This window comes from Rhizobium sp. R635 (assembly GCF_002211285.1).
In the GTDB taxonomy this organism is placed as follows: Bacteria; Pseudomonadota; Alphaproteobacteria; order Rhizobiales; family Rhizobiaceae; genus Rhizobium.
The window spans coordinates 256,827-281,920 of record NZ_LOKX01000012.1; the positions used below are offsets into that span (position 1 = coordinate 256,827).

General features: G+C 55.8%; 21 protein-coding genes and 2 pseudogenes. 11 read left to right on the forward strand and 12 right to left on the reverse strand.

Annotated elements, in window-relative coordinates; all coding sequences use genetic code 11:
- Positions 1-22: 22 nt before the first annotated feature.
- From ATY78_RS11940 to ATY78_RS11960, 5 genes are all read right to left on the reverse strand, one after another.
- Positions 23-817, reverse strand: coding sequence for an ABC transporter permease (locus ATY78_RS11940; RefSeq protein WP_190237450.1), 795 nt, complete (start codon positions 815-817; stop codon positions 23-25).
- 11 nt (positions 818-828) lie between these two features.
- On the reverse strand, positions 829-1,698 hold the full coding sequence (locus tag ATY78_RS11945; RefSeq protein ID WP_088682532.1) for an ABC transporter permease: 870 nt from the start codon (positions 1,696-1,698) through the stop codon (positions 829-831).
- Positions 1,691-2,761, reverse strand: coding sequence for an ABC transporter ATP-binding protein (locus tag ATY78_RS11950; protein ID WP_088682533.1), 1,071 nt, complete (start codon positions 2,759-2,761; stop codon positions 1,691-1,693). The genes ATY78_RS11945 and ATY78_RS11950 overlap by 8 nt, the downstream gene beginning before the upstream one ends.
- Positions 2,762-2,806: 45 nt before the next feature.
- Positions 2,807-3,838, reverse strand: coding sequence for an ABC transporter substrate-binding protein (locus ATY78_RS11955; protein WP_210191799.1), 1,032 nt, complete (start codon positions 3,836-3,838; stop codon positions 2,807-2,809).
- Positions 3,839-4,175: 337 nt separating this feature from the next.
- Positions 4,176-5,090, reverse strand: a complete 915-nt coding sequence (locus tag ATY78_RS11960; protein ID WP_190237445.1) for a LysR substrate-binding domain-containing protein — start codon at positions 5,088-5,090, stop codon at positions 4,176-4,178.
- Between the two features lie 400 nt (positions 5,091-5,490).
- Here ATY78_RS11960 and ATY78_RS11965 point away from each other — a divergent pair, with 400 nt between their 5' ends.
- The 9 genes and pseudogenes from ATY78_RS11965 to ATY78_RS12000 all read left to right on the forward strand — a co-directional run bounded on the left by ATY78_RS11965 (position 5,491) and on the right by ATY78_RS12000 (position 14,364).
- Positions 5,491-6,372 carry a dihydrodipicolinate synthase family protein gene (locus tag ATY78_RS11965; protein ID WP_088682536.1) on the forward strand — a complete coding sequence of 294 codons (882 nt, stop codon included), beginning with the start codon at positions 5,491-5,493 and terminating at the stop codon, positions 6,370-6,372.
- A 91-nt stretch (positions 6,373-6,463) separates the two neighbouring features.
- Positions 6,464-8,044, forward strand: coding sequence for an ABC transporter substrate-binding protein (locus ATY78_RS11970; protein ID WP_245313560.1), 1,581 nt, complete (start codon positions 6,464-6,466; stop codon positions 8,042-8,044).
- 68 nt (positions 8,045-8,112) lie between these two features.
- On the forward strand, positions 8,113-9,084 hold the full coding sequence (locus tag ATY78_RS11975) for an ABC transporter permease (protein WP_088682537.1): 972 nt from the start codon (positions 8,113-8,115) through the stop codon (positions 9,082-9,084).
- Between the two features lie 38 nt (positions 9,085-9,122).
- A pseudogene (locus ATY78_RS28845) lies at positions 9,123-9,215 on the forward strand (ABC transporter permease); the annotation flags it as partial.
- 114 nt (positions 9,216-9,329) lie between these two features.
- On the forward strand, positions 9,330-9,938 hold the full coding sequence (locus tag ATY78_RS11980; RefSeq protein WP_245313572.1) for an ABC transporter permease: 609 nt from the start codon (positions 9,330-9,332) through the stop codon (positions 9,936-9,938).
- On the forward strand, positions 9,931-11,541 hold the full coding sequence (locus tag ATY78_RS11985; RefSeq protein ID WP_088682539.1) for an ABC transporter ATP-binding protein: 1,611 nt from the start codon (positions 9,931-9,933) through the stop codon (positions 11,539-11,541). The genes ATY78_RS11980 and ATY78_RS11985 overlap by 8 nt, the downstream gene beginning before the upstream one ends.
- Before the next feature lie 13 nt (positions 11,542-11,554).
- Positions 11,555-12,358 (forward strand): IclR family transcriptional regulator, encoded by an 804-nt coding sequence (locus ATY78_RS11990; RefSeq protein ID WP_088682540.1) that lies wholly within the window; start codon positions 11,555-11,557, stop codon positions 12,356-12,358.
- Positions 12,355-13,299, forward strand: coding sequence for a Gfo/Idh/MocA family oxidoreductase (locus ATY78_RS11995; RefSeq protein ID WP_088682541.1), 945 nt, complete (start codon positions 12,355-12,357; stop codon positions 13,297-13,299). Before ATY78_RS11990 ends, ATY78_RS11995 begins: the two co-directional genes overlap by 4 nt.
- 147 nt (positions 13,300-13,446) lie before the next feature.
- Complete coding sequence (locus ATY78_RS12000) at positions 13,447-14,364, forward strand: hypothetical protein (RefSeq protein ID WP_245313561.1); 918 nt, start codon at positions 13,447-13,449, stop codon at positions 14,362-14,364.
- A 17-nt stretch (positions 14,365-14,381) separates the two neighbouring features.
- Here ATY78_RS12000 and ATY78_RS12005 read toward each other — a convergent pair whose 3' ends face one another.
- On the reverse strand, positions 14,382-15,206 hold the full coding sequence (locus tag ATY78_RS12005; protein WP_088682542.1) for a helix-turn-helix transcriptional regulator: 825 nt from the start codon (positions 15,204-15,206) through the stop codon (positions 14,382-14,384).
- 130 nt (positions 15,207-15,336) lie between these two features.
- Between ATY78_RS12005 and ATY78_RS12010 the strand changes: the two genes are divergently transcribed.
- Positions 15,337-16,344 carry a Gfo/Idh/MocA family oxidoreductase gene (locus ATY78_RS12010; RefSeq protein WP_245313562.1) on the forward strand — a complete coding sequence of 336 codons (1,008 nt, stop codon included), beginning with the start codon at positions 15,337-15,339 and terminating at the stop codon, positions 16,342-16,344.
- 15 nt (positions 16,345-16,359) lie between these two features.
- On the forward strand, positions 16,360-17,241 hold the full coding sequence (locus ATY78_RS12015) for a sugar phosphate isomerase/epimerase family protein (protein ID WP_245313563.1): 882 nt from the start codon (positions 16,360-16,362) through the stop codon (positions 17,239-17,241).
- 101 nt (positions 17,242-17,342) lie between these two features.
- Here the strand turns inward: ATY78_RS12015 and ATY78_RS12020 are convergent.
- The 6 genes and pseudogenes from ATY78_RS12020 to ATY78_RS12055 form a co-directional block, all read right to left on the reverse strand.
- Positions 17,343-18,214 (reverse strand): annotated as a pseudogene (locus ATY78_RS12020) (integrase core domain-containing protein); the annotation flags it as partial.
- 810 nt (positions 18,215-19,024) lie between these two features.
- Positions 19,025-20,668: a GMC family oxidoreductase N-terminal domain-containing protein gene (locus tag ATY78_RS12035; protein ID WP_088682717.1), complete on the reverse strand. Its 1,644-nt coding sequence runs from the start codon at positions 20,666-20,668 to the stop codon at positions 19,025-19,027.
- 5 nt (positions 20,669-20,673) lie between these two features.
- Positions 20,674-22,170, reverse strand: a complete 1,497-nt coding sequence (locus tag ATY78_RS12040) for a GMC family oxidoreductase (protein WP_088682546.1) — start codon at positions 22,168-22,170, stop codon at positions 20,674-20,676.
- Between the two features lie 14 nt (positions 22,171-22,184).
- Positions 22,185-23,285: a sn-glycerol-3-phosphate ABC transporter ATP-binding protein UgpC gene (gene ugpC, locus ATY78_RS12045; RefSeq protein WP_088682547.1), complete on the reverse strand. Its 1,101-nt coding sequence runs from the start codon at positions 23,283-23,285 to the stop codon at positions 22,185-22,187.
- A gap of 4 nt (positions 23,286-23,289) precedes the next feature.
- On the reverse strand, positions 23,290-24,168 hold the full coding sequence (locus ATY78_RS12050; RefSeq protein ID WP_088682548.1) for a carbohydrate ABC transporter permease: 879 nt from the start codon (positions 24,166-24,168) through the stop codon (positions 23,290-23,292).
- Complete coding sequence (locus tag ATY78_RS12055; protein ID WP_088682549.1) at positions 24,158-25,054, reverse strand: sugar ABC transporter permease; 897 nt, start codon at positions 25,052-25,054, stop codon at positions 24,158-24,160. Before ATY78_RS12055 ends, ATY78_RS12050 begins: the two co-directional genes overlap by 11 nt.
- Positions 25,055-25,094: the final 40 nt, after the last annotated feature.

Below are 25,094 nucleotides of genomic sequence, written 5' to 3' on the forward strand. Positions count from 1 at the left end.
GACGATCAGGCCGTTGCCGCGCCTACTTTTTGCCGATCAAAACCTTGTCCAATCCCACCACGCGGTCGAGAACGAACATGAGGAGCATTGTTCCAACGATCATTACCGTCGACACCGAAGTGGTGACCGGATCCGTGAGCATCGAAACCCGATGATAAAGTGCTACCGGAAGAGTGGTCGTACCCGGTGTCGCGACGAAGATCGTCATAGTGACTTCGTCAAAGCTCTGGATGAACGCCAAGACCCAGCCTCCGACCACGCCGGGCAGGATCAGCGGAAACAGGATCCGGCGGAATGAAATCCATCGTGTGGCACCCAGCGACCTGGCGGCAAGCTCCGCATCGCGGTCCAGGCCGATAACGGCGGAAAGGGTAAGCCGGAGAGAAAAGGGCACCACGATCAGCGCATGAACGAGAAGCAATGCCGCGAAGGAACCGGTCCATGCCATGACGGAAAAGAAGCGGAGAAAGGCAACGCCAAGGACAACATGAGGGATCATGAGAGGCGACAGGAGCAAGGCGGTCAGCGCGTCGCGTCCGATGAACCGATACCGGGCAATTGCGATCGCCGCAGGAATCGCGACCGCAGTTGCCAAAGTTGCAGATCCCAAAGCGAGCCATATCGACAGCCAGAAGGCGCTCACAAGCTCAGGAGCGTCGAATATGGCGCGATACCACCTCAAGGAGGCGCCATCGAAGGGCATCGAAATGAAGCCTTTGTCGGAAAAGGAAACCAAAACGATTACCGCCAAAGGAGCAATGATGAACGCTGTAAACAGCGTGTGGAATACCAGGGCCGCCGGCCCGTTCTGGCCAATGCCACGGTTACTCATGAGAACACCTGCTTGAATTTGCGCTCGATCAGGCGATTGCTTCCGACCACCACGAACACGATCCCGAAGAGCAGCAGGACCGCAACAGCAGCGCCAAGCGGCCAGTTCAGCGAACTCAGAAACTCGTCGTAGATTGCGGTGGTCACGACCTTCACCCTCCTGCCGCCAATCAGCGCCGGCGTTGCGAAAGCCGATGCGGACAAGGTGAAAACGATGATGGCTCCGGACAGAATGCCCGGCATCAGTTGGGGAAGGATGATGCGACGGAACGTTGTCAGAGGCCCGGCACCGAGCGAACGAGCAGCATTGGCGACCTGGTCGTCGAGCTTCTGCAGCGTGCTCCAGACCGCGATGACCATGAACGGCAGCATCACATGCGTCAGCACGATGACAACGCCCGTCATCGAAAACATCAGCTGAACCGGCTTCTGTACGAGGCCAAGCGAAACCAGCGACGCGTTGATGAATCCTTCACGGCCAAGAATGATTGACCAGCCAAGGGTGCGAACCACCACCGAGATCAGCAAGGGTCCCAGGATGACAACGAAAAAGGCGCCCTGCCAAAACGGCCGCATCCTGGCCAGGATCAGTGTTTCCGGCACACCGAGGACAATGCAAAGGACTGTCACGCCGAGGGACATCAGCGCGGTGCGCAGGAAGAGCTCATAGTAATAGCTGTCCGACAGGACCTCGAGGTAATTGCTCAAGGTGTATTCAGGCAATGTTCCACGCGCCGAATCAAATGCGTTGAACGACAGCATCGCCGTCAGCGCCATAGGAACAACGAGAAGTCCTAAAAACAAGACGAGTGCCGGTGACGATAGAAACCATTGCCGACCATTGCCGCGTGTACTTATCTCAGCCATTGGCGGCCTCCGATGCGACACATTGCAAGTCGCCGTCATTCCAAGTGATCCCGACAACCTCGCCTTCCTCAGGCTGTGGAGTTCCGATATTGACTACGCTGAGGCGCAGATTTCCAAGATCGCTTTCGATTTCATAGAACCACACGCCCCCCAGAAACAGGCGCGTGACGATCGTTCCTTTGACCCTGCAGCTATCGGCAGGACAAATGCGGAGCCGCTCAGGTCGAATGAAAAGCTTGATCTGCCGGTCGTTGTGACCTCCGCTGGTCTTGGCCTGCAAGACCGCCGAGCCGACCCGAACCCTGGCGATCTCCCCTTGCACCGAGGTGATATCCCCGACAATGACGTTCGTCTGCCCGAGAAACTTAAACGCGAATTCAGAGGTGGGACGATCGTAGATTTCCTGGGGAGTACCGAGCTCGGCAATTCCCCCGTTGGCCATGACCGCGATCCTGTCGCTCATCGTCATGGCTTCGACTTGATCGTGCGTCACGAGAATTGTCGTGATTCCCAAGCGCCGTTGCAGGGCTCGGAGTTCGACATGCATCTCGCCGCGCAGTTTGGCGTCGAGGTTGGACATCGGCTCATCCAGCAGGAGGACACGTGGACGGATCGCCAGCACGCGAGCGATGGCAACGCGCTGGCGTTGCCCGCCCGACAACTCGCCCGGATAGCGCTTTTCGAGACCGGACAACCGGACCATGGACAAAGCTTCCGCGATGCGGTCCTCTAGCTGGGGCCGCTTCATTTTCCGCATCTCAAGACCGAAGCCGACATTTTGCGCGACGGTCATATGGGGAAACAGGGCGTAACTCTGAAAGACAACTCCCATGTCACGTTTTTCAGGCGCGGCATGCGTGATGTCCTGACCATCCACCAGAACGGCGCCGGCGGTCGGAGGTACGAACCCCGCGACCATCTGCAACGTGGTGGTTTTACCACACCCGGAGGAGCCGAGCAGCGATAGGAATTCTCCGCTTTCGACCTCAAGATCAACCTTGCGGACGGCATGGATGTCGCCCGCATAGGTTTTTGAAAGTCCGCGAATAGACAATGTAGTCATCGGATAAAGCTCAATCGTTGGCGTTACGGTCAAAGCGCGTCGCGCTTACTTTTCGACCGTCCGCGTCCACTCCTTCGTCCAGTCGGCGCGCTTCTGATTGATTGTCGTCCAGTCAACGGCAACGAGCTTCGACAGCCGCTCCTCGCCGTAAGGCACGGCCGCGGCAAGTTCATCGGTGAGTTTCGTCTGACGATTTGTTGGTCCATAGCCTTGCGTTGCAAACTTCGCTTGAATGTCCGGCGACGCCAGGTATTGCAGGAGCGCTTGTGACGCCTCCGGAAGCTTCCCACCGGCGACGGCACAGGCGGAGATCACGATTGCCGGGGCACCTTCCTTGGGGTAGACGAACTCAGCCGGGAACCCGGTGCTCTTCAGCGCCACCGATCGGCCGCTTCCCCAGACCGCGACATCGATGTCGCCGTTCTGAAACATCTGTGCGAGCTGCGCATTCGATGACGACCAACTCAAAACGTTCGGCGCCAGTTTCTCGCGGATCGCGTCAAATCCCGGCTCGATATCCGTTTCGCCGCCGCCGTTCATTCGAGCGAATATGACCAGGGTGTTGAGACCGTAGGTTCCGGAAATGGGGTTGGAAGCAAGCCGTTGAGCGAATTTCGGATCAGTAAGATCGTTCCAGGAGGTGGGGGCCGGCCAGCCGTTCTTCTCGAAAGCCTGCTTGTTGTAGGTGATGCCGGTGGCCACTAAACCGAGCCCGATCGCCCGGCCGTCGAAAGTTGCAATACTTGCGAGATCGTAGACATCCTTGTAGACCGGCGCGTCCGAAACCTTGTCGCACAGACCGAACTGGATCGCCTGGTGCATCGGGCCATCATCGACCATCGCAACGTTGATTTCTTGGTTGCCTTTCTGCGCTTGTAACTTCGCAATGGTTTCGCTGGAGTTTCCGGGGACATAGACAATCTTGACATTATGCTTCGCTTCGAACGACGGAGAAATCTCCTTCTCGAACATCGTTTGGAAGTCACCGGAATAGCCGGCGAAATACAGCGTATCCTGCGCTAACGCGGGCGAGCTCAATGCGGTTGCTGCAAGCAAGCAAAGCGTATTCATTTTCATCATCGTTCCCCTTGTTTGTTTCGGGCGGTCCGCTTGTGAGCGGTCGGTCCGCTCTCGCCTTTCGGCCTGACGGATACGCACGGTAGGAGCGGAAGGGGAGTGAAGCAAATAGAAATACGACAAGGGGTTATGCGTTTTTGATATATCGATGAAGCAAAAATTCCGTATCTCGCCACTACAATACCGGCGATATCGACCTGAATGCTCGCTGCGGTATGTCTCTGTTGTATCCGGCGCTTGGCCGGTTGCTTATATTGGTGCGGCTTTTCTACCGTCTGCGAACGAGAGCTCTGACGCCTATCGCGGCCTAAAGTTCACTTCTGGGCGCAGCTCCCATTCAAGGCAATGACGAGCCGGTCAGCAGGTGCTTGTCATCGCGCAATACGAGCTTGAGCGTGTCGACGAAGCTGGCAATGAGCCGATCTTCCGGGCGGCCTTTCGGATAGATCAGATATCCAAAATGCTTTATCGCAGGACGGAACGGCCGGGTTACGATATCTGTGTGCCGGTAGTCCAGAGCGGCCAACGGGTTCACTATGGCGATACCGAGCCCTTGAGCAACAAGCGAGCACGTGATCGAACTGTACGAGGTCTCCAAGTTGATCGTGCGGCTTATCCCAGCCTCTTCAAAAATCGCGTCGACAGCTGAATAACCGGATTCGTTGCGCGGAAACGAGATGTATGGCTCGTCAGCAATATCGCTTGGCCCCAGGGATGTCTTGGCCGCAAGGTGATGTCCCTTCGGCATCACACAGACGGCGTCAATCTCGTACAGAACCTCGCTTTCAAGCGCGTAAGCTGCGTTGAGTTGAGAGACAATTCCAATGTCGCAAATCTGATCATCCACCCATTCGGTGATCGCAGATGAGTGACCGGTATGGATCGATATGCTTACCTCGGGATATTGCTCGGCAAAGCGTTTGACCGTTCGAGGAACCAGACCGAGCGCGATCAACTGGATCGCGGCGATAGTGAGAGAACCGCCGCTAAACCTGCGGATTCTTCTCGCCGCCTCCTCAAGGTGCCGCAAACCCGCAAAACTGCGCTGCACTTCTTTGAAGAACGAAAGTCCGTCGCTGGTAGGGACAAGCTTGCCGGGCAAGCGCTCGAACAGCTGCAGACCGCTGATTTTCTCGAGCTGAGCAATCGACCTGCTCACGTTGGGTTGAGACGTGTGCAGGATTTCCGCCGCGGCCGTGGTCGAGCCTGAAAGCATGACCGCCCGAAATGCTTCAACGTGAGAAAATCGCATGACGCCGATCCATCTTTTTTCGGTTGGCTGCCGAGATCTACAAGCCGGCAGGATTACACCAATCAGCCACATTGTATGGAAACAAGCTAGCTCGCCCTCATTCGTTGATTACGACGAGGAACACTTCGCCACTGTTTGCAAAGTTGGAGCTCCGGACGGTCGGCCGGGGAGTGCGCTGTTTCGCGTGAGACCCGGCAGGCGCTGTCGACGCGTCTGTCCGGTGCCGCTGTCGTCCGTGACGGCCTACTGGCCATCGCACGCTCGAGGAGCATTCGCAATAAATCGATAAGTGACGCGATGTGGCGCACTTGCTTTCAATGCGAGTTGACACATAAAGCCGACTGCTGAAGAATTTCATTGTGCGAATGTTGCTTTCATTCAGTGAAATAAGGAAAGAATCATGACGAGACAAACGCTACGCAAGGAAGAGATTAGCGGCGTCATACCGCCACTCGTTTCGACGTTCGCGGCGGACGGAAGCTTGGATCTCGAGCTTTTCCGAAACGAGTTGCGCTTCATGGAGAGTGTTGGTGTCACATTGGCTGTCGTTGGAGGCAGTACAGGGTCGGGAGATGAGTTGTCCGCTGATGAGCTGGAGCAGCTTGTCTCGGAGGCGGTGCAGAACAGCTCCATTCGCATTATCGCCGGCGTGATCACAACAACAACGAAGGATGCGATCCTGCGCGGCCAGAAGGCAAAAGAGGCAGGGGCGAGCGCCCTGATGGTCGGCCCGCCGATTTATACGACGCCGTCGCAGGAGGGTCTCGAGGCGTTTGTCCGAGATATCCACGACGCGACGCAAATGCCGATCATTTTCTACAATCACTTTTTCAGCCCTCCTTCGGTCATGCAGCGCATCGCCAAGCTTCCTGGTGTGATTTGCGTAAAGGAGGTCGCGCTTGAGCCGGTCGCTGAGCTCGTTCAGACAGTTGGCGACCGAGTTGCGATTGCTGCCGGCGCGGATAGTGTGAACATTGCAAGTTTCCTATTGGGCGCTGACGCGTCGATTTCCGGCGTAAACACTGTGATCCCGAAAGAGTACGGGGAAATCTACCGAGCTCACGTCGAAGGCGATTACAGACGGGGCAGAGAATTGACCGAGAAAATCGCGCCTCTTGCGCGAGAGATGATCAAGCCGGCCAACTTTCCCGCACGTGTGAAGTTCGCGATCAATCTCCTGGGTCGTCGGGTGGGCGAACCGCGGAAGCCCAGCGGCGATCTGGCCAGAGAAGATCAAGAAAATATCCGCGCTGCGCTGCGCCACGCAGGTCTTATCGCATAGCTCAAAGACCTTCCGAGGTGTCGGATCATCTTTTCCAGCTTTCGGCACCTCATCCGCTTGCCGTTACAAACACAAAAAGGGAGCAGCTGTCATGAAAGAGAAGAGCACCAACATCTTTACATCGGCGACAATGCCGCGACGCAATTTCCTCAAGGCGGGACTGGCCGTCGGGTCTTGCATCGCACTAAACCCAGCCATTGTCGATCGAGCGCTTGCCGATGAGCCGGCCCGCGGGGGTATTCTGAGAGTGGGTCTGGGCGCAGCAGGGGCCAAGTCATCGCTGAACCCGTTTATTTCGACGGGAGACATGGATTTTGCCGTCGCACAATCGATCTTCGACCGGTTGACCGATTTCGACGGCAACGGAAACATCTACAACAGCCTGGCGGAGGACTTCAGTCACAACAAGGAAGGCAACATTTGGAAAATCCGAATTCGCAGCGGCGTTGTCTGGCATGATGGGACGCCATTCTCTGCGAAAGACGTAGTCTACTCGCTGCAGTACATGCTGACGCCGGAAAACAAGGCGGACGGCTACACCAACCTTTCAACCTTGATGAAGCCGTCGAACGTTCGGGCGCTCGACGATAGCACGGTTGAAGTCTCGCTCGCCAAACCCTACGCGCTTCTGCCCCAGGTTCTCGGCAGCAAAGTGATGTTTCTGGTGAAGGATGGCACGAAGGACTTCAACCAGCCTATCGGGACCGGGCCCTTTAAATTTGTCGAGTGGAGCCAAGGTCAACGGGTGACCCTGAAGCGCAATGACGCCTTCCGGAAAGCGGGAATGCCCTATCTCGATGGTGTCGAGTTCATAGCAATCAATGACCCGACGGCACGAATGAACGCGCTGATTGCCGATCAGGTCGATGTTGTTGCACAACTCGATGGCAATCTTGCTCGTATCATCGAGGCAAACCCAGCGATGGCTTTGCTGCGGTCACAGAGCGCCGCCACTACAGACCAATTCATGATGGTGGCGCAGAAGCCGTTCACCGATGTCCGAGTACGCCAGGCGATGCGGTTTCTTGTCGATCGCGAGCAGCTGGTGACCAACGCGTTGGCCGGTTATGGCAGGGTTGGCAACGATCTTCATTGCATAACGGATCCCGATTACGCTTCTGCGCTGCCGCAGCGACAGCACGATCCGGATCAGGCCCGCGCGCTCCTGAAAAAAGCAGGATACGACAATGATCTATCGTTTGAGCTCTACACCTCGGACGCGGCGCCAGGAATGCTGGCATCCGCGACCCTTATCGCGAACCAGGCAAAACAGGCTGGCGTGAAAATCGACCTGAGTGTTGTCCCGCCGGACAGCTATTACTCCGGACCGAAATTCAAGAAGACCGCCATGGCCAGCTCTGACTGGGGACAACACACGATCGAGTCGGTGTTTGGACAGGCATATGCCCGCGGTGCCTATTGGAACGAACCGGATTGGACCAACGACACGTTTGACAAGTGGGTTTCCATGGCTCGCACCACGTTCGATCCATCTCAGCGGAAGGAGTACCTCTTCGAGGCGCAAAAGATCATCTGGGAAGATGGCGGCTATATCATCTGGGGCTTTAGAGACCTCCTGGACGCCGCGAACGTCCGCGTAAAGGGGCTTCTTCCCTCCAGCCAGCGTAATCTTGGCTATTACCGCTTCGAAGGGATTTCCCTGCAAGCCTAGTCAGCTTTTGCCTTGCCTACGATGCTCCGCCTGGCGATGAGGCGGAGCACCAAAAGAAGGGAACACGGATGATTATTGCACGCTTTTCCAAGCTGCTGATCGGAAGACTGGCGCTTTCGATTCTGACACTGGTAGCTGTCTCGGCGGTGGTCTTCACTGCGACGCTCTACCTTCCAGGAGATCCGGCAAGGGCCGCGCTCGGCGCAAAAGCTGATCCTGCCGCCGTTGAGGCGCTGCGTGTTGAGTTCGGCTTGGACCGCCCTGCATTTTCCCAGTACGTTTCTTGGGCGACAGGCGTTGTCTCCGGAGATTTTGGAAAGTCCATTCCGTCGGGTCGTCCGGTCTGGGAGATGATCCGACCGAAGGCGATAAATACCGTGATCCTGACAGCCTCTTCGCTTCTGTTGTTGATTCCTCTGTCGTTTTTACTGGGAATCGCAGCAGCGATATGGAAGGATCGATTTCCTGACCACATCATCACCGTCCCGACCATAGTCCTCGTGGCGCTGCCGGAATTCGTTGTCGGCACTGTGCTGATCGTTGTCTTCGCCGTTGGTCTACACCTGCTCCCGCCGGTATCGCTTATCCAGGGGAACAGAACGCTGCTGTCACAGTCGACCCTCTTTTTTCTGCCGGTCGTCACTCTCCTGTGCACCACGCTGGCCCAAGTCGTCCGTATGGTGCGGGCCGTCGCCATCGAGGTGCTGTCGGCAGAGTATGTATATATGGCTCGTCTCCGTGGCCTTGGCCCAGGCCGCGTGCTCATACGCCATGTCTTCCCCAACGTCGTAACCCCATCAATTCAGACCATTGCACTGAACGCGGCTTGGCTTGCAGGTGGAGTCGTCGTGACGGAGGCGGTATTTCAACTGCCCGGCATCGGCAGTGCGTTCGCAGACGCTGTCATCAACCGGGACATGCCGACAGTATTGGCCGTGACCCTGTTGATCACGGCAACATACGTTCTGATCAATCTGATCTCTGAGATCCTGATCATGTTTCTCAACCCGCGTTTGCGGGCACAGCACGCCGTGCTTTGATTTCGTGAGGAAGATCAATGCTTCGAACTTTGCACCTTATGTTTTCAAATCGTGCCTCATGGATATCTTTGCTCCTCATAGTAGCGGTCGTCGGCGTCGCCGCCGTCGGGCCCTGGCTGGCGCCTTACGCGTACGATGAGATCGTTGGCCCGCCTTTTTCACAGCTATCACGGGACCACATCCTGGGGACGGATTTCCTTGGGAGAGACGCTTTCAGCCGGTTTCTCACCGGCGGCCAAACCATCTTGACGATCGCCGTGCTTGCAACGACCCTGGCATTTATGATCGCAGTGCCGATTGGAATATTATCAGGTCTTCGGCGCGGCTCGTTTGACCACGCTCTCGTGGCGCTGTCGGACATCGTCTATGCCTTGCCGCCCGCCATCTTTCTGCTCGTGCTCCTCGCAGCAACCGGGCCCAGCCTGACCACGGTGATTTTCGGCATTGTGTTTATCCACGTACCCCGTGTCCTGAGGATCGTTCGGCTCATTACGATCGACATATCTCGAAACGAATATGTCGAGGCAGCATTCGTCAGAGGCGAAAGCTGGTCGGCAGTGTGCCTCAAAGACATCCTGCCGAACATCCTTCCTCCGATATTTGCTGACTATGGCGTCCGGCTTTGCGGATCGATCATTCTCTATGCCTCGCTCAGTTACCTTGGCCTGGGACTGCCGCCGCCTGCCGCAGACTGGGGAATGATGATCAGCGAGAATCGCTTGGGCATCACGATCTCCCCCTGGCTTGCGGTAGCACCGGCGGCCGCGATAGCGATCTTCTCCGTCGCAGTGAACGTCCTGACCGACAACTTCGCGCGTTCCATCGGCCATTCGAAGAGGCAGGGAAATGCTTGATTCTCCATTGATCGTTAAGAACTTGTCGATGCGCGACACCGAGGGCCGCATCATAGTAGACGACGCCTCGATAGCTGTCGGCGAGGGCGAAGTGCTCGCTATTATCGGGGAATCGGGGTCCGGGAAAACCTCATTGGCTCTTGGCCTGCTGGGCTTTGCGCGGCCCGGTATGCTGATCAGCGGCGGCGAGGTGATGATCGATAATGAAGATATCCTGAGTGTCTCGGAGCAAAAGCTGCAAACATACAGGGGAAGCAAGGTTTCGTTGGTCCCACAGAATCCGACGACGAGTTTCAGCCCGCGCATGAGAATCGGCGATCAGATCGCAGAACTGCTGAGCGTTCACGGCTACTCAGCGGCGGAGACCCCGGCCTTGAGGCGGGACATGCTCGAGAATGTCGGCTTACCCACAGATGGTGGCTTCCTGCGCCGTTACCCGTTTGAACTCAGCGGCGGCCAGTTGCAAAGGGTCGCGATCGGGATGGCGTTCATTACTCGCCCTCGCGTGATCGTCATGGACGAGCCCACCACGGGGCTCGACGTCTCGACGCAACAAACCATTTTGAACTTGATACGCGAACTGGTCCAGACGTCGAAGGCGAGCTTCGTATATGTGACGCACGACCTTGCAGTCGTGCATAACATCGCCGACAGCGTCGCCGTCATGCTTGGCGGAAAGATCATTGAAACGGGCACGAGAGAGCAAATCTTTGCGGAGCCCGCAACTGACTATACGCGCACGCTGCTCAGCACAATTCCGGAGTTACCCGATCGGTGTAACGTCGTCGAGGAGGTTGGCGCTTCCAACGGGGCTCTCCCCGCTGTGCTTAAGATTGAAGATTTGAGCGTTTCCTATGGTGATGTCAGGGTCGTCCACGGGATTTCATTTTCAATCGATCGTGGAGAATGCCTAGCTCTTGTCGGCGGGAGTGGTAGCGGCAAGACAACGACGGGGCGGTGCATTGCCGGTCTTCATGCAAACGGTCACGGCCGAATGACTTTTCAGAATGCGGCGCTGAGCTTCGGCTACCGTAACCGTTCGCGGGCGCAACTGGCCGCGCTTCAGATCGTGTTTCAGAACCCTGATCGTTCTCTTAATCCGCGTGAATCCATCTATAATGCGGTGGGTCGCGCAGCAAAACTTGCGGGCGCGGACGAAGGCTCAATGGACTCTAAGGTGACGCAGCTGCTCGACAGAGTGCGTTTGCCACGACGCGTTTCCACCTTGTATCCGGCGGACCTATCAGGTGGAGAGAGGCAACGTGTTGCGATTGCCCGGGCTCTTGCAATGAGCCCCCACCTGCTGATCTGCGACGAGATCACCTCAGCCCTCGATGTTTCCGTACAAGCAGCCGTTGTCGATCTCCTTATGGAGCTGAAGCGTGACGGGTTATCAATGTTGTTCATAACCCACAACCTTCCATTGGTGTCCGAGATTGCCGAATCTATCATCATAATGAAGAATGGTATGGTGACAGAACGCGGAAGCACGAACCAGGTTTTGCGTTCCCCCCAGGACGAATATACGCGACTTCTCTTGGAGGCAGCTCCGAGGGTTCAGGCGAAATACCTCGCATCTCGCGTGGTTCGGTTTCCTAGTTAATAAGGACGGGCGGATGGAAGTGGAAAGCGGAAAGTCGACACGATTTGATGCTGTCGACCGGGCAGCTGCAATTCTCGCTGCTCTCGGCGCTGCCAACGGACCGAGTTCTTTGTCGCAAATTGCCCGTGAGGTAGGATTGGGGCAGCCGACTACGTCGCGGTATCTAACGAGCCTGGTCGGCCACGGGTACGTCGAACGGGACGGCAATGGGCGATACGTGCTTGGCATCGGGCTTTACCTTCTGGGGCAGAAAGCCCTCCAACATCGTGATGTACGCAATCTGGCGCGTCCCCAGCTCGAAGCGCTTCACCGCCGTTACAACGAGACCGTCAGTCTCGCGCTGTGGGTTCATAATGAACTTGTCGTAATTGATTGTATTGAGGCCACTCAGGCACTTAAACAGGGAGCAACCGTCGGACTGCCGAATCCGTGGCACGCAAGTTCACTTGGCAAATCGATTTTGGCTTGGCTGGACGAGAAGACGCTTAACGTTTTGCTGCCCACGCCAGCGCTGGAAGTATTCACCAAGAATACACTCTCAACCAGATCTCTGCTGCGGGCTCAGTTCCAAACCATCCGTGCGCTGGGCTTTGCGGTCGATGACGAAGAATCGTCACTCGGGGGACGTTGTATCGGCGCGCCTGTATTCGATGCGACGGGGCGCCCAATTGCAGCAATCAGCATGAGCGGCCCCGTTAGTCGCATCGTTTCGGAGGACATTGCATCGATCGGTGATGTTATCTCGGCGGCTGCAAAGGAAGTTTCTCGCGCTTTAGGCTATCAGGAATCGCCGCAGAAGAGGATGCAAACGGCATGAAGATCGGGCTTGTCGGTGCCGCGCACTGGGCATCGGAAATTCACGCCCCCGGGCTCGCCGGTGATCCTGATGTGACCTTCGTTGGAGTTTGGGCGAGAGATCGGGGCAAAGCAACTGCACTGGCCGACACCCACATGGTCGAGGCGTTCGACAATTTTGACGAGCTATTGGACGAAGTGGATGCCGTCAGCTTCGCCGTCGCGCCCGGCGCTCAAGCCACGTTAGCAAAAAGGGCCGCAGAACGGGGAAAACATGTGCTGCTCGAAAAGCCGATAGCGCTCAATCTGGGGGATGGCATCGCGTTGAACGATGCAATACTCAACAGCGGTGTACGCTCTGTTGTTTTTCTGACCCGCCTGTTTCACCCGCGGCTCCGATCGCAGCTTGCATCGGCTGCTCAAGCACACGGTTTGATGCATGGGAGAGTGAGGATCGTGGCGAACTCCATGAGAGTTTCATCGCCATACAACAACTCGCAGTGGCGCCACGATCCGCATGCTGCCCTTTGGGACTTGGGGCCACACGCACTTTCCGTCTTGCAGTCCGTCCTCGGAGGTATCTCAGAGGTTTGCGCTAAGTTTGATGCCAAGGGCCATGTTTTGCTGTTCGCTCGCCACAAAGGCGGCGCTACATCATATTCGGAACTCGCATTAACCGCGCTCGACGCTGACCTCGCAAGTGACACCGCTTTTGTTGGGAGTGAAGGCAAGGTTGAACTGCCGCAGATCGACATGATCAACGGGGGTGCAGCAGAGGCCTATCGCGAAGCAATTCGTCAGTTGGTCAGCGGAAAAGAGGAAAAACCATATTGCGACGCCACCTATGGTTTGCAGCTTCTGCGGCTTATGGCTGAATGCGATGAACAATTACGCATCCCGAATTCGCATCGCGCTTCAACCCTGACGCTCGGCGATACGGACTATGGTCACCACGCCGGCTAGCTTATTCTGACGCGCGCCCATGGGCTGACGTTGCAAGCCCTCGAAACTCCACCACTGTCTGCGCAGCCGAATGAGCTCGATCTTGAAGGGTGGCTAACCATCCGGGCGAGCGCATTATAGGGGGCGAACAATTCCCATTGAAGCTCGATGCCCACCGGGGCCGCATCGACCGCAGGCGACGGCGCGGCTCCGCCTTCCAATTGGTATCGCCGCCGGCTCGGACTGGGCAACCTCGTCCTCATGCCGACTTCTGACGCAATGTGGCGCAAACCAAGCAGCGTGTCACTTCAGAAAAGCGGCGCCCGCGCACTGTTTTCGAGTACCCATCCGTGGCTTCATATGCTTGAGCTTTGGAATTTATGGGATCCGACGACCGTGAAGAACGCAACAAGAGACCTTGCATTCGCAGATGAGTTTATCTCCGCCAAGCTGGTGGAAAACGTTGTCGATTATGACGTGAGCGACGCGGTTGTTGTCAACCTCGGCCCCTCGCCCATGGTAACGGGTACGGAACATCCAGCGATCGTTCCCGCCTGGAAATCGACCTGGCTGAAAGGCGGGAGAATCAAGTCGGCGGAACGCGCAGCATTGATCAAGGTCGTCAAAGCCACGAACCTTGGCGGCGCGCAATTCCGCGGTTGGGATTGGCTCGGAAATCGTATCCGTAGCTTCCCGCGCGACACGCCCCTCTTCATTTCCGCTCAAGACGAGATCGGTCAGGTGAGGGTGGACCCCCGCGTTTTCACCAACGAAACCGCCGAGTCTATCGCCGAGCAAACTTTTACGCTGAAGTTGAACCTGTGGTGGTCCCCTGGCGACACGGACTGCTTCATTCACAATGAACATCCTTTCCTCGAGGTGCACACACAAATCCACGGCCTGGGGCGGATGCAGAAATTCGCCGAACGCGATCAGTTAACGCTCTATGAAGACGTCGTCATGCCGATTGGCTATTCGCACGACCCGTTTTGCAGGGTGACAGGATATAATCAGTGGACCTATCCTTGGCATAGATATTACGCAGACACTGATTCCGTCTGGTTGGCTGTTGAGCTGCATCCTTGATGGCCTTCGGGCGAGTCTCAAGACATCTGGATCATGTCCGAGCCATCTCCTAGATACTGAAGGGCCTCGCGAGGTATTGCGGGGTCATTTTTATCCATTACCGTAATCCCCTTGATTTGCTCCCTCCTAAGCAGCCCAGGCCCTCGATAGTGAAGGGCTACTTTGGTTGAGTAAGGCTGCCGGAAGACGGTTGCGGCAATACCGCTTGAAATCCCGAACATGAACTTTTTGGAGTTTCGCTTCACCTGCGCATAGACACCGAAGGTCAGTTCGTTTGACTGAATTCCTTCAAAGTCTGCGGTAAAGAGGCGATCTGCGATCGGAAAGCAAAACCCATAATATTTGAAGACATACTCCATCTTCTTCGGGTCGTCGAAACTGGGGAACCGTTCGACATAATAATGTTGCAGGAACTGGTTGGACCGGTAGATGCAGAATGCCGACTTCAGCACAAAACCTTTGTAGATCGACGAGAATTGGTATCGATCGTAGACGCCGATCAGGTCGCTATCGGGTACCGAGTTTTCCACCAACATGGTCGATACAAATCGCGAAAACTCAGGCAATTGCCGCGCCGCCGACATAGCGTGGAAAAAGTTGCCATCGACCAGGGTTCTGAACTCTTCGGGGTCGGAGAAAAGAATGGGAACACTGAGGCCGAAGTAGTTTGCGATGATCCTCATGTTCGCCGCCGACGGAACATGAGATCCAGACAGATATTTATTAAACTGCTGCCGATTTACCTTTATTTTCCTGCATACAGCTGCCACTGACCCTTGTTGATTGCAAAGAGTTCGAAGATTGGCAGCGAAGAAGGCCGTATCGCTGATAAGATGGTTCATTGGCCGTCCAGAAAATGACGCGTATTGACGCTATAGCTACGCTATATCGCGAAAGCCTTAGACGCAATGCGAAATTGCTCCGGCCGTCATTCCCCTTACATTTTATTGCGAATATGAAGGGGATCGATCATTGCCAGCAAGCGCCGAAATCGGTTGGGCGATTATGGGCACGGAAACCATTGCTACGGAGCACATGGTATCTGCGATCCGGTCGATCGGCCATTTGCCTCTATGGGTTTTCAGCCGAAACCTTCAATATGCGCAGGCTTTTGCAGGCGATCTAGATATTTCGAACGCTACCAGTGATCTGACAACTGTCTGGGCTGCGCCCCAGGTCCGATTTGTCTATGTTAGCGCGACGAGAGATCGGCGCCCCTATCACGTGGCTGCAGCAGCGAGAGCCGGAAAGCACATCTTATGCGATGGGCCCCTCTGCGATGATCGCGAGCAAGCCACGGAACTAGTGAAACTCTGCCATGACATGAAGGTCACCCTAGCAGTACATCACGTCGCCCGCGCATCCAATGTGCACCAGACGATGAAGAGGCTAATCCGCGACGGCGACATCGGCCAACTGCAATCTATAATCGTCATTCGTGGCGGTCCCCACGAGCCACCGCCGCAACGGCGCGGTAAGGTCGAACGCGCTGCCGGCGACATCTTCTTCGATGCAGCCATCGAAAGTGTCGACCTTGCCCGATACCTTACCGACGCCGAACCTCGCCAAATCAGCGGTCTCAAAAAGGTACAGGATCAACTCCCGCTGCATCTTGCGTTCTTATTGCGGATGAACGACGGCTGCATCGTTCAGGGGCATGAGAGTTTCGCAACCTCCGAGATCGAGGATATGGTGCTGGTGGCCGGCAACAAAGGCTCGCTCATTGCGAATGGAACGTTGAACGGCCGCGGAGCTGGAACGCTTACGCGACGGATCGCGGGTAAGAACGAACTGATCCCAATACGCGAGCGCGATGTGCACGCCGCTGCGATGCATGATTTCGTTACCGGTTTGCATGGAAGGCCCACATGGCTTTCGACCGGAGAAGACAGCATATCAAATCTTCAAACTATCGAGGCACTGCGAACGTCAGTGAAAACGGGTGAGGTCGTTGATTTGAACAATATATCGGCCAATTAGCGCAGGAGCAGGTTCGTGACTACCACTCAAAAAATCATCCTTCACTCTCTGGTTGCCAGACACTCGACCATGGCGATCGATCTGGAGATTGCGAAGCGGCTTGAATTTGATGGGCTGGAGGCATCGGGGTCGAAAATCAGCGACTGCCTGGCCGCCGGCGTTTCCAAAGCGTCACTGCGGGAGATGGTCGATGGTATGTTTATCCCCGGGATTGGCTTCCTGATCAACATTGAACGCCAAAACGACGAACGACCCCAGTTGTTCAGTGACGCCGTACGACTTTTCGAGTTGGCGACGGCAGTCGGCGCAAAGGGTGTCGAGGTTATAACGGGGCCGCTCAGCCTTGATGCTGTAAGATCAAAAACTCCGATTCAGGGGCTATATCGCGGTCTGATCGATCGCCCAGAACAGGAGCAGATTGACCTTACTGCAGCGAATTTGCGGGAACTCGCCGACGTGGCCGCATCACATGATCTTACGCTGTACCTTGAATCGCTATCCTGGACACCACTGAATACCATCGACAAGCAGCTCAAGGTCATCGAGAAGGCGGGACGGACCAACATCAAGCTGCTCATAGATTATTGGCACTGCTATACCTCCGGCGATACTCCTGAAAGAGTTGCCAAAATCGACAAGGATCTCATCTATGGTGTGCACGTGTGTGACTCCCTGGAGTTCAAAGGCGGCATACCTGACGAGCCCATTTTGCGCGACGTACCAACCGGTGACGGCGTTTTGAACCTGAAGGAATGGACAGATGCGGTGAAATCAACTGGCTATGAAGGCTGGTGGAGCTGCGAGCTTTTCTGCAATCGAAATCACCAGGAAAACAGCTTTGACGTTGCAAGACAGCTTAAATCCCTGATGCAATCGCTCATTGGCCCAGCAGTTTGAGATCAAATCTTGAGCTACTTTTTTCAGGTTTCCTCAAACACGCATCGGTCGCGGCGTGCCCTAAGAGGCGCCTGGGTCGACTATGACCTGCCACTGAACTTTCATCCAGCGGCGATTAGAGCCTCGGCGGTTTTCGATCCGGCAAGTGGCGCAGGGTGAGCAACCGGCGGAAACGCGAAGCTTTCATCTCGCGTAGCGTTGTAGCCGGTTGCGGCAATATCATCGGCAAAAGCCGCCGGGGTCTGTATCCCCGCGATGAATGCGGCCGGAAGTGGTTGTAATCGGTCGGCCCATTAAGCATTGCGCTTCGGGCATGGTCGAGGCCGAAGAACAGGCTTTCGTTGAGCAGTTCGTCGCGCACGCGGTCGTTGAAGGATTCGACATAGCCGTTCTGCATCGGCTTTCCCCGTGCGATGTAATCCCGCTCGACCTTGTGTTCCTTTGACCAGACGAGGATCGCGTTCGACGTGAATTCCGTGCCATGGTCGGAGACAATCATGCGGGGCTTTCCCGCAGTTCGATGAGCGCCGCCAATTCGCGAGCAACGCGACGACCGGAGATCGAGGTGTCAGGTATCGCCGCCAGGGCGCGTGACGCGTCATCGACGACATTGAGCACGCGGAAGCGTCTGCCGCAGGCGAATTGGTCGTGGACGAAATCCAGGCCGGCTCTCCCTCCCACCAAAGCAGGACAAACAGTCGCCGATAACTAAAACGCCGTCTCGGTTGCGAGTTCTCGCAGCCTTGCACGCAGCTCAATCTCCGGCGGTCGGCATGACCGATAGCGAACCGTCTTGCGCTCGGCGGATATGATCTGGCGGGACGGCCGTTCCGAAAGCCCCATGACGGCCTTCAGATGCGCGACGGCTTCACGCTTAGCGGCAGGCCCACCATTTTTTCTGCAGAAGCTCGCGTTGTGCTGTGGCATCCAGCGGTTTCGCCGACGATTCCCATCTTGTACGCGCATTTCGGTCAAAATGGCGCACGACGCCGTCGAACTTCCGAAAATATGGCTCCGCAACAGGGAATTCAGAATTGAATGTACCGACAAAAGTGTTAGCCTGAAAAGAGTTTCGCCAAATCGCGCTTCACGGACGCTAGGCACCCACAAAGGCCTGATGCCTTTTTTAGGAGCGTTATCATCGTTGCCTGAAGGAGATGCTCGATAGCCACCTGAGAAAAATTTTGTGTTTCAAAGACATCGAGGCAATTCCAGACAAGATTACAAAGCTCTGCCAAATGCGAGCCTCTCGCCGTCGTGAGATCCACGATCGGATCGAATTCCAAATCTCTTGTGACAGGGCCATTCAGCAGTTCACTCGCTTTCTGGACCATTGCCGCCCTTTTTGAAAGCCAGGCCGATATAGCTGCAATTTTTGTGAACTGTCGCCTCCTGCAAGCGCATGAGCCTGCCTAGAAATCCGGTGGCTTGAGTCGATGGCGCGCTTCTGGCCCCAACAACTGTTCCGCTCAACAAAGGCATGCGAAAAGCGTAAGCGTCGGGCGCGCCGAACGCCGCCATCATGCGCTGAAATTACCAACGATGTAGTGTTGATTTTCCCTGGAACTCCAATGGACACGGCCCAGCACCTCAGCCGCATGGGCTGCGTCATTCCCGATAAATAAGGAGGGCAACATTCTGCAATCGACCCCGCTAAACCTTGGCAGTCGGTCGCTCAACCGCGACCGACAATGCTCGGTTGCTATGTGGACCTGCAATGTGAGCGGGTAAGCAACGAACTTAATCCACTAAATCGGCCGACCTGGGAGTTCGGGCCAATGCGCTAAGCGCAAGCAAGCAGAAAATCCGCGGCTCGCTCCCCAATCATGATACATACCGCGTTGGGATTTCCCGAAATTAAAGTGGGCATGACTGAAGCATCGGCGACCCGAAGTCCTTCGATTCCCCGCACGCGAAGCTTTGGATCGACAACGGCCATTTCGTCCGTGCCTATTCGGCAGGTGCCCGACGGGTGGAGAGCTGCATGTGCGTTACGCTGGCAGAATGCTCTCACCTCATCCCGCGTCAGGACGCTCCGGTCGGGCACGTATCTGGAGTGAAGGTATTTCGCGATGGCAGGTTTGGACATGATATCCATTGCCTTCATCGTGCCTTCCGTAATTGCATCCAAGTCGTAAGGATCAGAAAAATAATTGGGAGACACCCGGGGGTCAGCGGCAAAGTCGGAGCTGGTCAATGTAACTTCACCGCGTGACTTTGGCCGAATCTGCCCGAGGTTGATGGTGCATCCATTACCACCCGGAACAGCATCGACTCCTTCCTCGATACCCGCGCCGACCACCATGAAATATTGGATATCCGGAACCTGTTCCTCCTTGTTGCCCCACCAGAAAGCTCCTCCCTCAATGAGGTTTGAGGAGGCAGGCCCCCCCTTAAAGAGCGCGTAATTGAGACCCGCTGCGGCTTTCCAATGCAATTTCTTGTATTTGTCGTAACTGTGGGGTCCATTTAGCTGGTAGATAAGCGATATTTCGACGTGGTCTTGAAGGTTTTTTCCAACGCCGGGGAGATCAGCCTGTACCGCGATGCCATGACGGGACAGTTCTTTTTCTGCACCGATGCCAGATAGCATCAGCAACTTCGGCGTGCCGATCGCGCCGGCCGAAACAATAATCTCTCGTTCAGCTCGAAGCACATGCTTTTCGCCGTTTCGAATATATTCAACGCCGACCGCTTTGCCGTTTTCGATAATAATACGAGTAACGACGGTACGAGTAACAACCTGCAGATTTGGCCTTTCCCGTGCGGGCTTAAGGTAGGCTACAGCTGCGCTGCTGCGTCGACCGTCCTTCGCTGTGATCTGATAGAGACCGCACCCAGCCTGATTTCCGGAATTGAAATCCGCATTGTAAGGCAAGCCTGCCTGCTGGCAAGCCTGCAGCCAGCTGCGAGTGAGCGGGTGAATGTAGTCAATGTCAGAGACGCCTAGCGGCCCCCCAACGGCATGAACTTCGTTGCAAAAGCGATTGTTGTCCTCTGCGCGAAGAAAATAGGGTAGAACATCATCATATCCCCACCCCTCAGCGCCGAGCTGAACCCATTGCTCGTAGTCAAACGGTACGCCGCGAATATAGATCATCGCGTTCACAGAGCTGCCGCCGCCCAAGACGCGGGCCTGAACCATTGTCTGCTTTTCGTTTCGGGCCAACTCGGGACCGGCTTCCCAGCTTAACCGCTTGAGCAAGCTACCTTGCGCTGTTTTGTAGTACGCTCCAGGGATGTGTATGTATGGGCTGGCATCAGGCGGCCCCTCTTCGAGAAGAGCCACTTTGACGGATTCGTTTTCAGAAAGGCGCGATGCAATCACGCAACCGGTCGAGCCACCTCCGACAACGATATAGTCATAGCGGCTTTCCTTGCCTGAGATCGGCTTCACGCCGTAACGAGCAGAACCGAGACAGTTCATGAACATTAGCGGCTCCCTATCGATGCGCCTGCCTTAATTGCGAGGGCAGCAATGGTAAGGGCCGGGTTGACGGCTGCCGAGGTCGGCAATACCGACGCGTCAGTGATGTATAGGTTCGAGATATCATGGCTCCGGCAGTTCAGGTCGACAACCGATGTTTTGGGATCACTTCCGAGCCTGGCGGTTCCACACTGATGGGACGTGGTCTTTCTTCCAAATGTATGGGTCAATACGACCGGGAAGCCGGCCTTCCGCATCACCTGCTTCGTCTTTTTGATTAACGCTTGATGCGCGCGCATGTTTGAACGCACCCAGTTGACGACGATCCGATCGTGCCTGACCATGACCCGGCTTTCCGGGTTGGGGAGATCTTCGCTCGTAAGGAACCACCCATATGCATGCCTTGCGATGATGTTGATGAGCCAGGATGGTGCGGGTACGGGAAAATTCGCTTTCAGGATGTTACCGGTGATGTGACCAAGCAGTTGCACGTTTCCCAAGGGCGCTCCGAATTCGTTGTTCTCATTGTAGAAATCATTGAAAGCCAAGGTCTTCTGATAGACTGAGGCGTTCCGTTTGTAGTCCAGTACGAGCATCGCGGAGGTGTTATGGTTCATGAAATTCCGGCCCAATTGGTCCGAACTGTTTGCCAGGCCCATCGGATGAGCCGCGTTCGCAGACCGAAGAAGCAACGCGGAAGTCTGAACAGCGCCGGCGGCCACAGCGAAGACATCCGCCGTAACAGAATGTACTGCTCCGTCCTTGGTGAACGTCGCTGATATGATGCGCTTACCTGTTTCATCGGTCTCCAGGCGAGATACGCTTGCGCCGGTGATGACACTCACGTTCGGATGCTGAAGGGCGCGAGTTAAAGGTCCGACTTCGGCGTCGATCTTGCCTAACCCGGTATTTGGAAAGGCGTCCCAGCCGGTTTTTGCACGTCCAAGCCACGCCTCGAGGTCGATGGCAAGCGGAAGGCTGGCGGGATGGATCCCCGCCCTTTTTAGACGCGCTCGCACTGATGCGATGGATGGCTCGTCCGGAACGGCCGTGTAGGAATAAGGTCGGCTATGGGGAGGTTCGGTTGGATCCTCCCCAGTGGCACCACGCACGCGAAACACCTCTTCAGCGCGCTCATACCAGGGCTCAAGGTCGTCGTATGCCATAGGCCAGCCTGGTGAGTTCCCGTCGAGGTGGGGACGGGGTAAAAAATCTTCCTTCCGGTAACGGTACATGACCGCCCCGAAGAATTTCGAGTTTCCGCCGACATAGTAGTAGTTGTTGGCCAGAAAGCTCTCACCGTCTGTCCCAAGCCACTCCTCGGCCGGTCGATAGAACCCCTTTTGAAAGATCGCAATGTCGTCCCGAGCTTCGGCGCTGTCCTTGAGGTAGTCGCCGCGCTCCAGGATAACGATCCGTCGCCCCGATGCGGCCAGGCTATAGGCCAAGGAGCTGCCACCAACTCCGGAACCAATGATCACAATGTCTGCATTGTGTTGCATGGCTGTGTAAATCCTCAATCGATCCGCGCTTCAGTTTGTGCATCGAACAGCACGATTTTCGAGCCGTCGACAGACAAACAAGCTTCAGCTCTTGACCTGGCGCTGTTGGGGGGAAGTCGTGCTGTCACTTCCACACCGGCAAGCTGGAAAACAACAAGCGCGTCCGGCCCGGTGGGCTCGACAACGTCAATATCAACCGTCAGGCAGTTTGCGCCTGCGCTCGGTGCGGGGCTGAAGTTTTCCGGTCTGATCCCGATCAGCACATCCTTGGTTGAATATTTCTTCAGTGCGGATGCGGAGATCGGAATGCCGGAAATGCGAGCCGGTGCCCGGTTCGGAATTTGCACGACTGCGCTCACACCGGAACCGTCGGCTTCAACCCGTGCAGGGACAATGTTCATGGACGGAGAGCCGACGAATTTCGCGACGTAGACGTTGGCCGGCCGATCATAAACCTTTTGAGGCTCATCCAGGTGCTGGACGATACCGTCCTTCATCACGGCAACGCGTGTCGCGAGCGTCATTGCTTCGATCTGATCGTGCGTGACGTAGACAATCGTCGTTCCCAAGCGCTGATGGAGGCGCTTGATCTCCGTTCGCATGTCGACGCGAAGCTTTGCATCAAGGTTCGAGAGAGGCTCGTCAAACAGAAAGAGCTTTGGCTGGCGGACAATGGCACGTCCCATTGCGACGCGCTGACGCTGTCCTCCGGAAAGCTGTGATGGCTTTCGATCCAGCAGGTGGCTGATCTGGAGCAACTCGGCTGCTGATCGCACGGCTTTATCGCGATCGGCGGGGGAGACTTTGCGAATCTTCATGCCGAATTCGATGTTTTCACGCACCGTCATGGTCGGGTAAAGCGCGTAGGACTGAAACACCATCGCGATGTCGCGGTCTTTTGGCGACAGATCATTGACCACGTTGTTGGCGATGCGAATCTGGCCCCCGGTGATCGTTTCGAGACCAGCGATCATATTGAGGAGTGTCGATTTTCCACAGCCGGATGGTCCTAGCAGCACGAGGAAATCGCCGGTGCCAATGGAGATCGAGACCTCCTTCAGCACTTCAAGGTCACCATAGGCTTTGCGAACTCGATCGATTTCAAGAGTAGACATTGTATCAGCCTTTCACGGCACCGGCAGTCAGTCCGCGGACGAAGTAGCGCCCGGCGATGACATAGACGACAAGGGTTGGAATTGCGGCAATCATTGCTGCGGCCATATCGACGTTGTATTGTTTTCTACCCATCGTCACATTGACGATGTTGTTCAGTGCTACGGTGATCGGTGATGACTCACCCGCGGTGAACGACACGCCAAAGAGGAAGTCGTTCCAGATCTGCGTGAACTGCCAGATGCACGAGACCACGATGATCGGAAGAGCAGCTGGCAACATGATAGAGAAGAAGATACGAAGGAATCCGGCACCGTCGATCTGAGCTGCGCGGGTAAGTTCGTCCGGAATCGTGATGAAGTAGTTGCGGAAAAACAGGGTCGTGAAACTGATCCCGTATACCGTATGAACTAGGACCAGTCCGGGGATGGTGCCGGAAAGTTTCAGTGCCCCAAGCAACTGAGCCATTGGCAGGATCACTGCCTGAAATGGCAAGAAGCAGCCAAACAACAACATTCCAAACACGAAGTTCGAGCCCGGAAATCGCCATTTCGTAAGAATGTAGCCGTTGATTGCGCCTATCATGGTCGAAAGGGTGACCGCAGGGACGACCATGAGGAGCGAGTTGACGAAGTACGGCTTGAGACCGCCGCACGCAGTGCCAATGCACGCCTCACCCCAGGCCTTCTGCCAAGCTTCGAAGGAGATCACCTTGGGAAGTCCAATAAACGAACCGGAATAAATCTCGTCCAGAGACTTCAAAGAGGTGACGATCATCACCCACAGCGGCATCAGATAAAAGGCGGCAAGTGCGATGAGCGAACCGTAGATGAATATCCGGCCAAACTGCAAAGAGCGTCGCGCTGAGCTAGCTTCAGTGTGCATTGCGGCTCTCCTTCAGCTCCGAATACAGGTAAGGCACGATGATTGCCGCGACGGTCATCAACATCATCATCGCGCTGGCCGCTCCGATGCCCATCTGGTTCCGCTTGAACGTGGCAGAGAACATGAACGTTGAGGGCATTTCGGTCGCGCTGCCCGGACCACCGCCCGTCAATGCCAGGACGAGGTCGAAGCTCTTGATCGAGATGTAGCTGAGGAGAACAACGACGCTGAGAAATGCTGGTCGCAGCATGGGGACGATGATGCTCATGTAGATGCGCGGCAGTGTCGCACCCTCGATTTGAGCAGCCTTAATGATCGACGTATCGATACCGCGGAGACCAGCGAGGAAGATCGCCATGGCAAATCCAGTTGACTGCCACACCGCCGCGATTACCACACAATAGATTGCGTATTCCGGCCGAGTGATCCAGTCGAATACGAAGCCTGTCCAGCCGAGTTCATTGACAACCTTCTGAACACCCAGCTCGGGATTGAGAATCCACTTCCATGCCGTGCCCGTTACGATGAACGACAGCGCCATCGGATAGAGATAGACAGCCCGAAGAAAACCCTCTGCCCGCACCTGCTGGTCAAGCAAGATCGCAATGAACAGACCAAGCGCGATGGTGACCGCAAGGAACAGCACCGTGAAGATGAACAGATTTGCGACCGCTGTTTCCCATCGAGGCGTCGCCCATAGACGCATATAATTTTCCAAGCCCACAAAATCGAACCTAGGAACCATTTTTGAGGACGACAAAGAAATTCCGGCCGTCCAGGCGATGAAGAGATAAACCCCGACGAAAACGACGATTAGGCTTGGCGACAACACGAGCCGAGGTAGCCAGCGCGCTAGTTTATCTTTTAGTGAAGGTGTCCTGTGCATCACAGTAATCCGGCGTTGAAGGCGTACTAGTGTTTCAGAG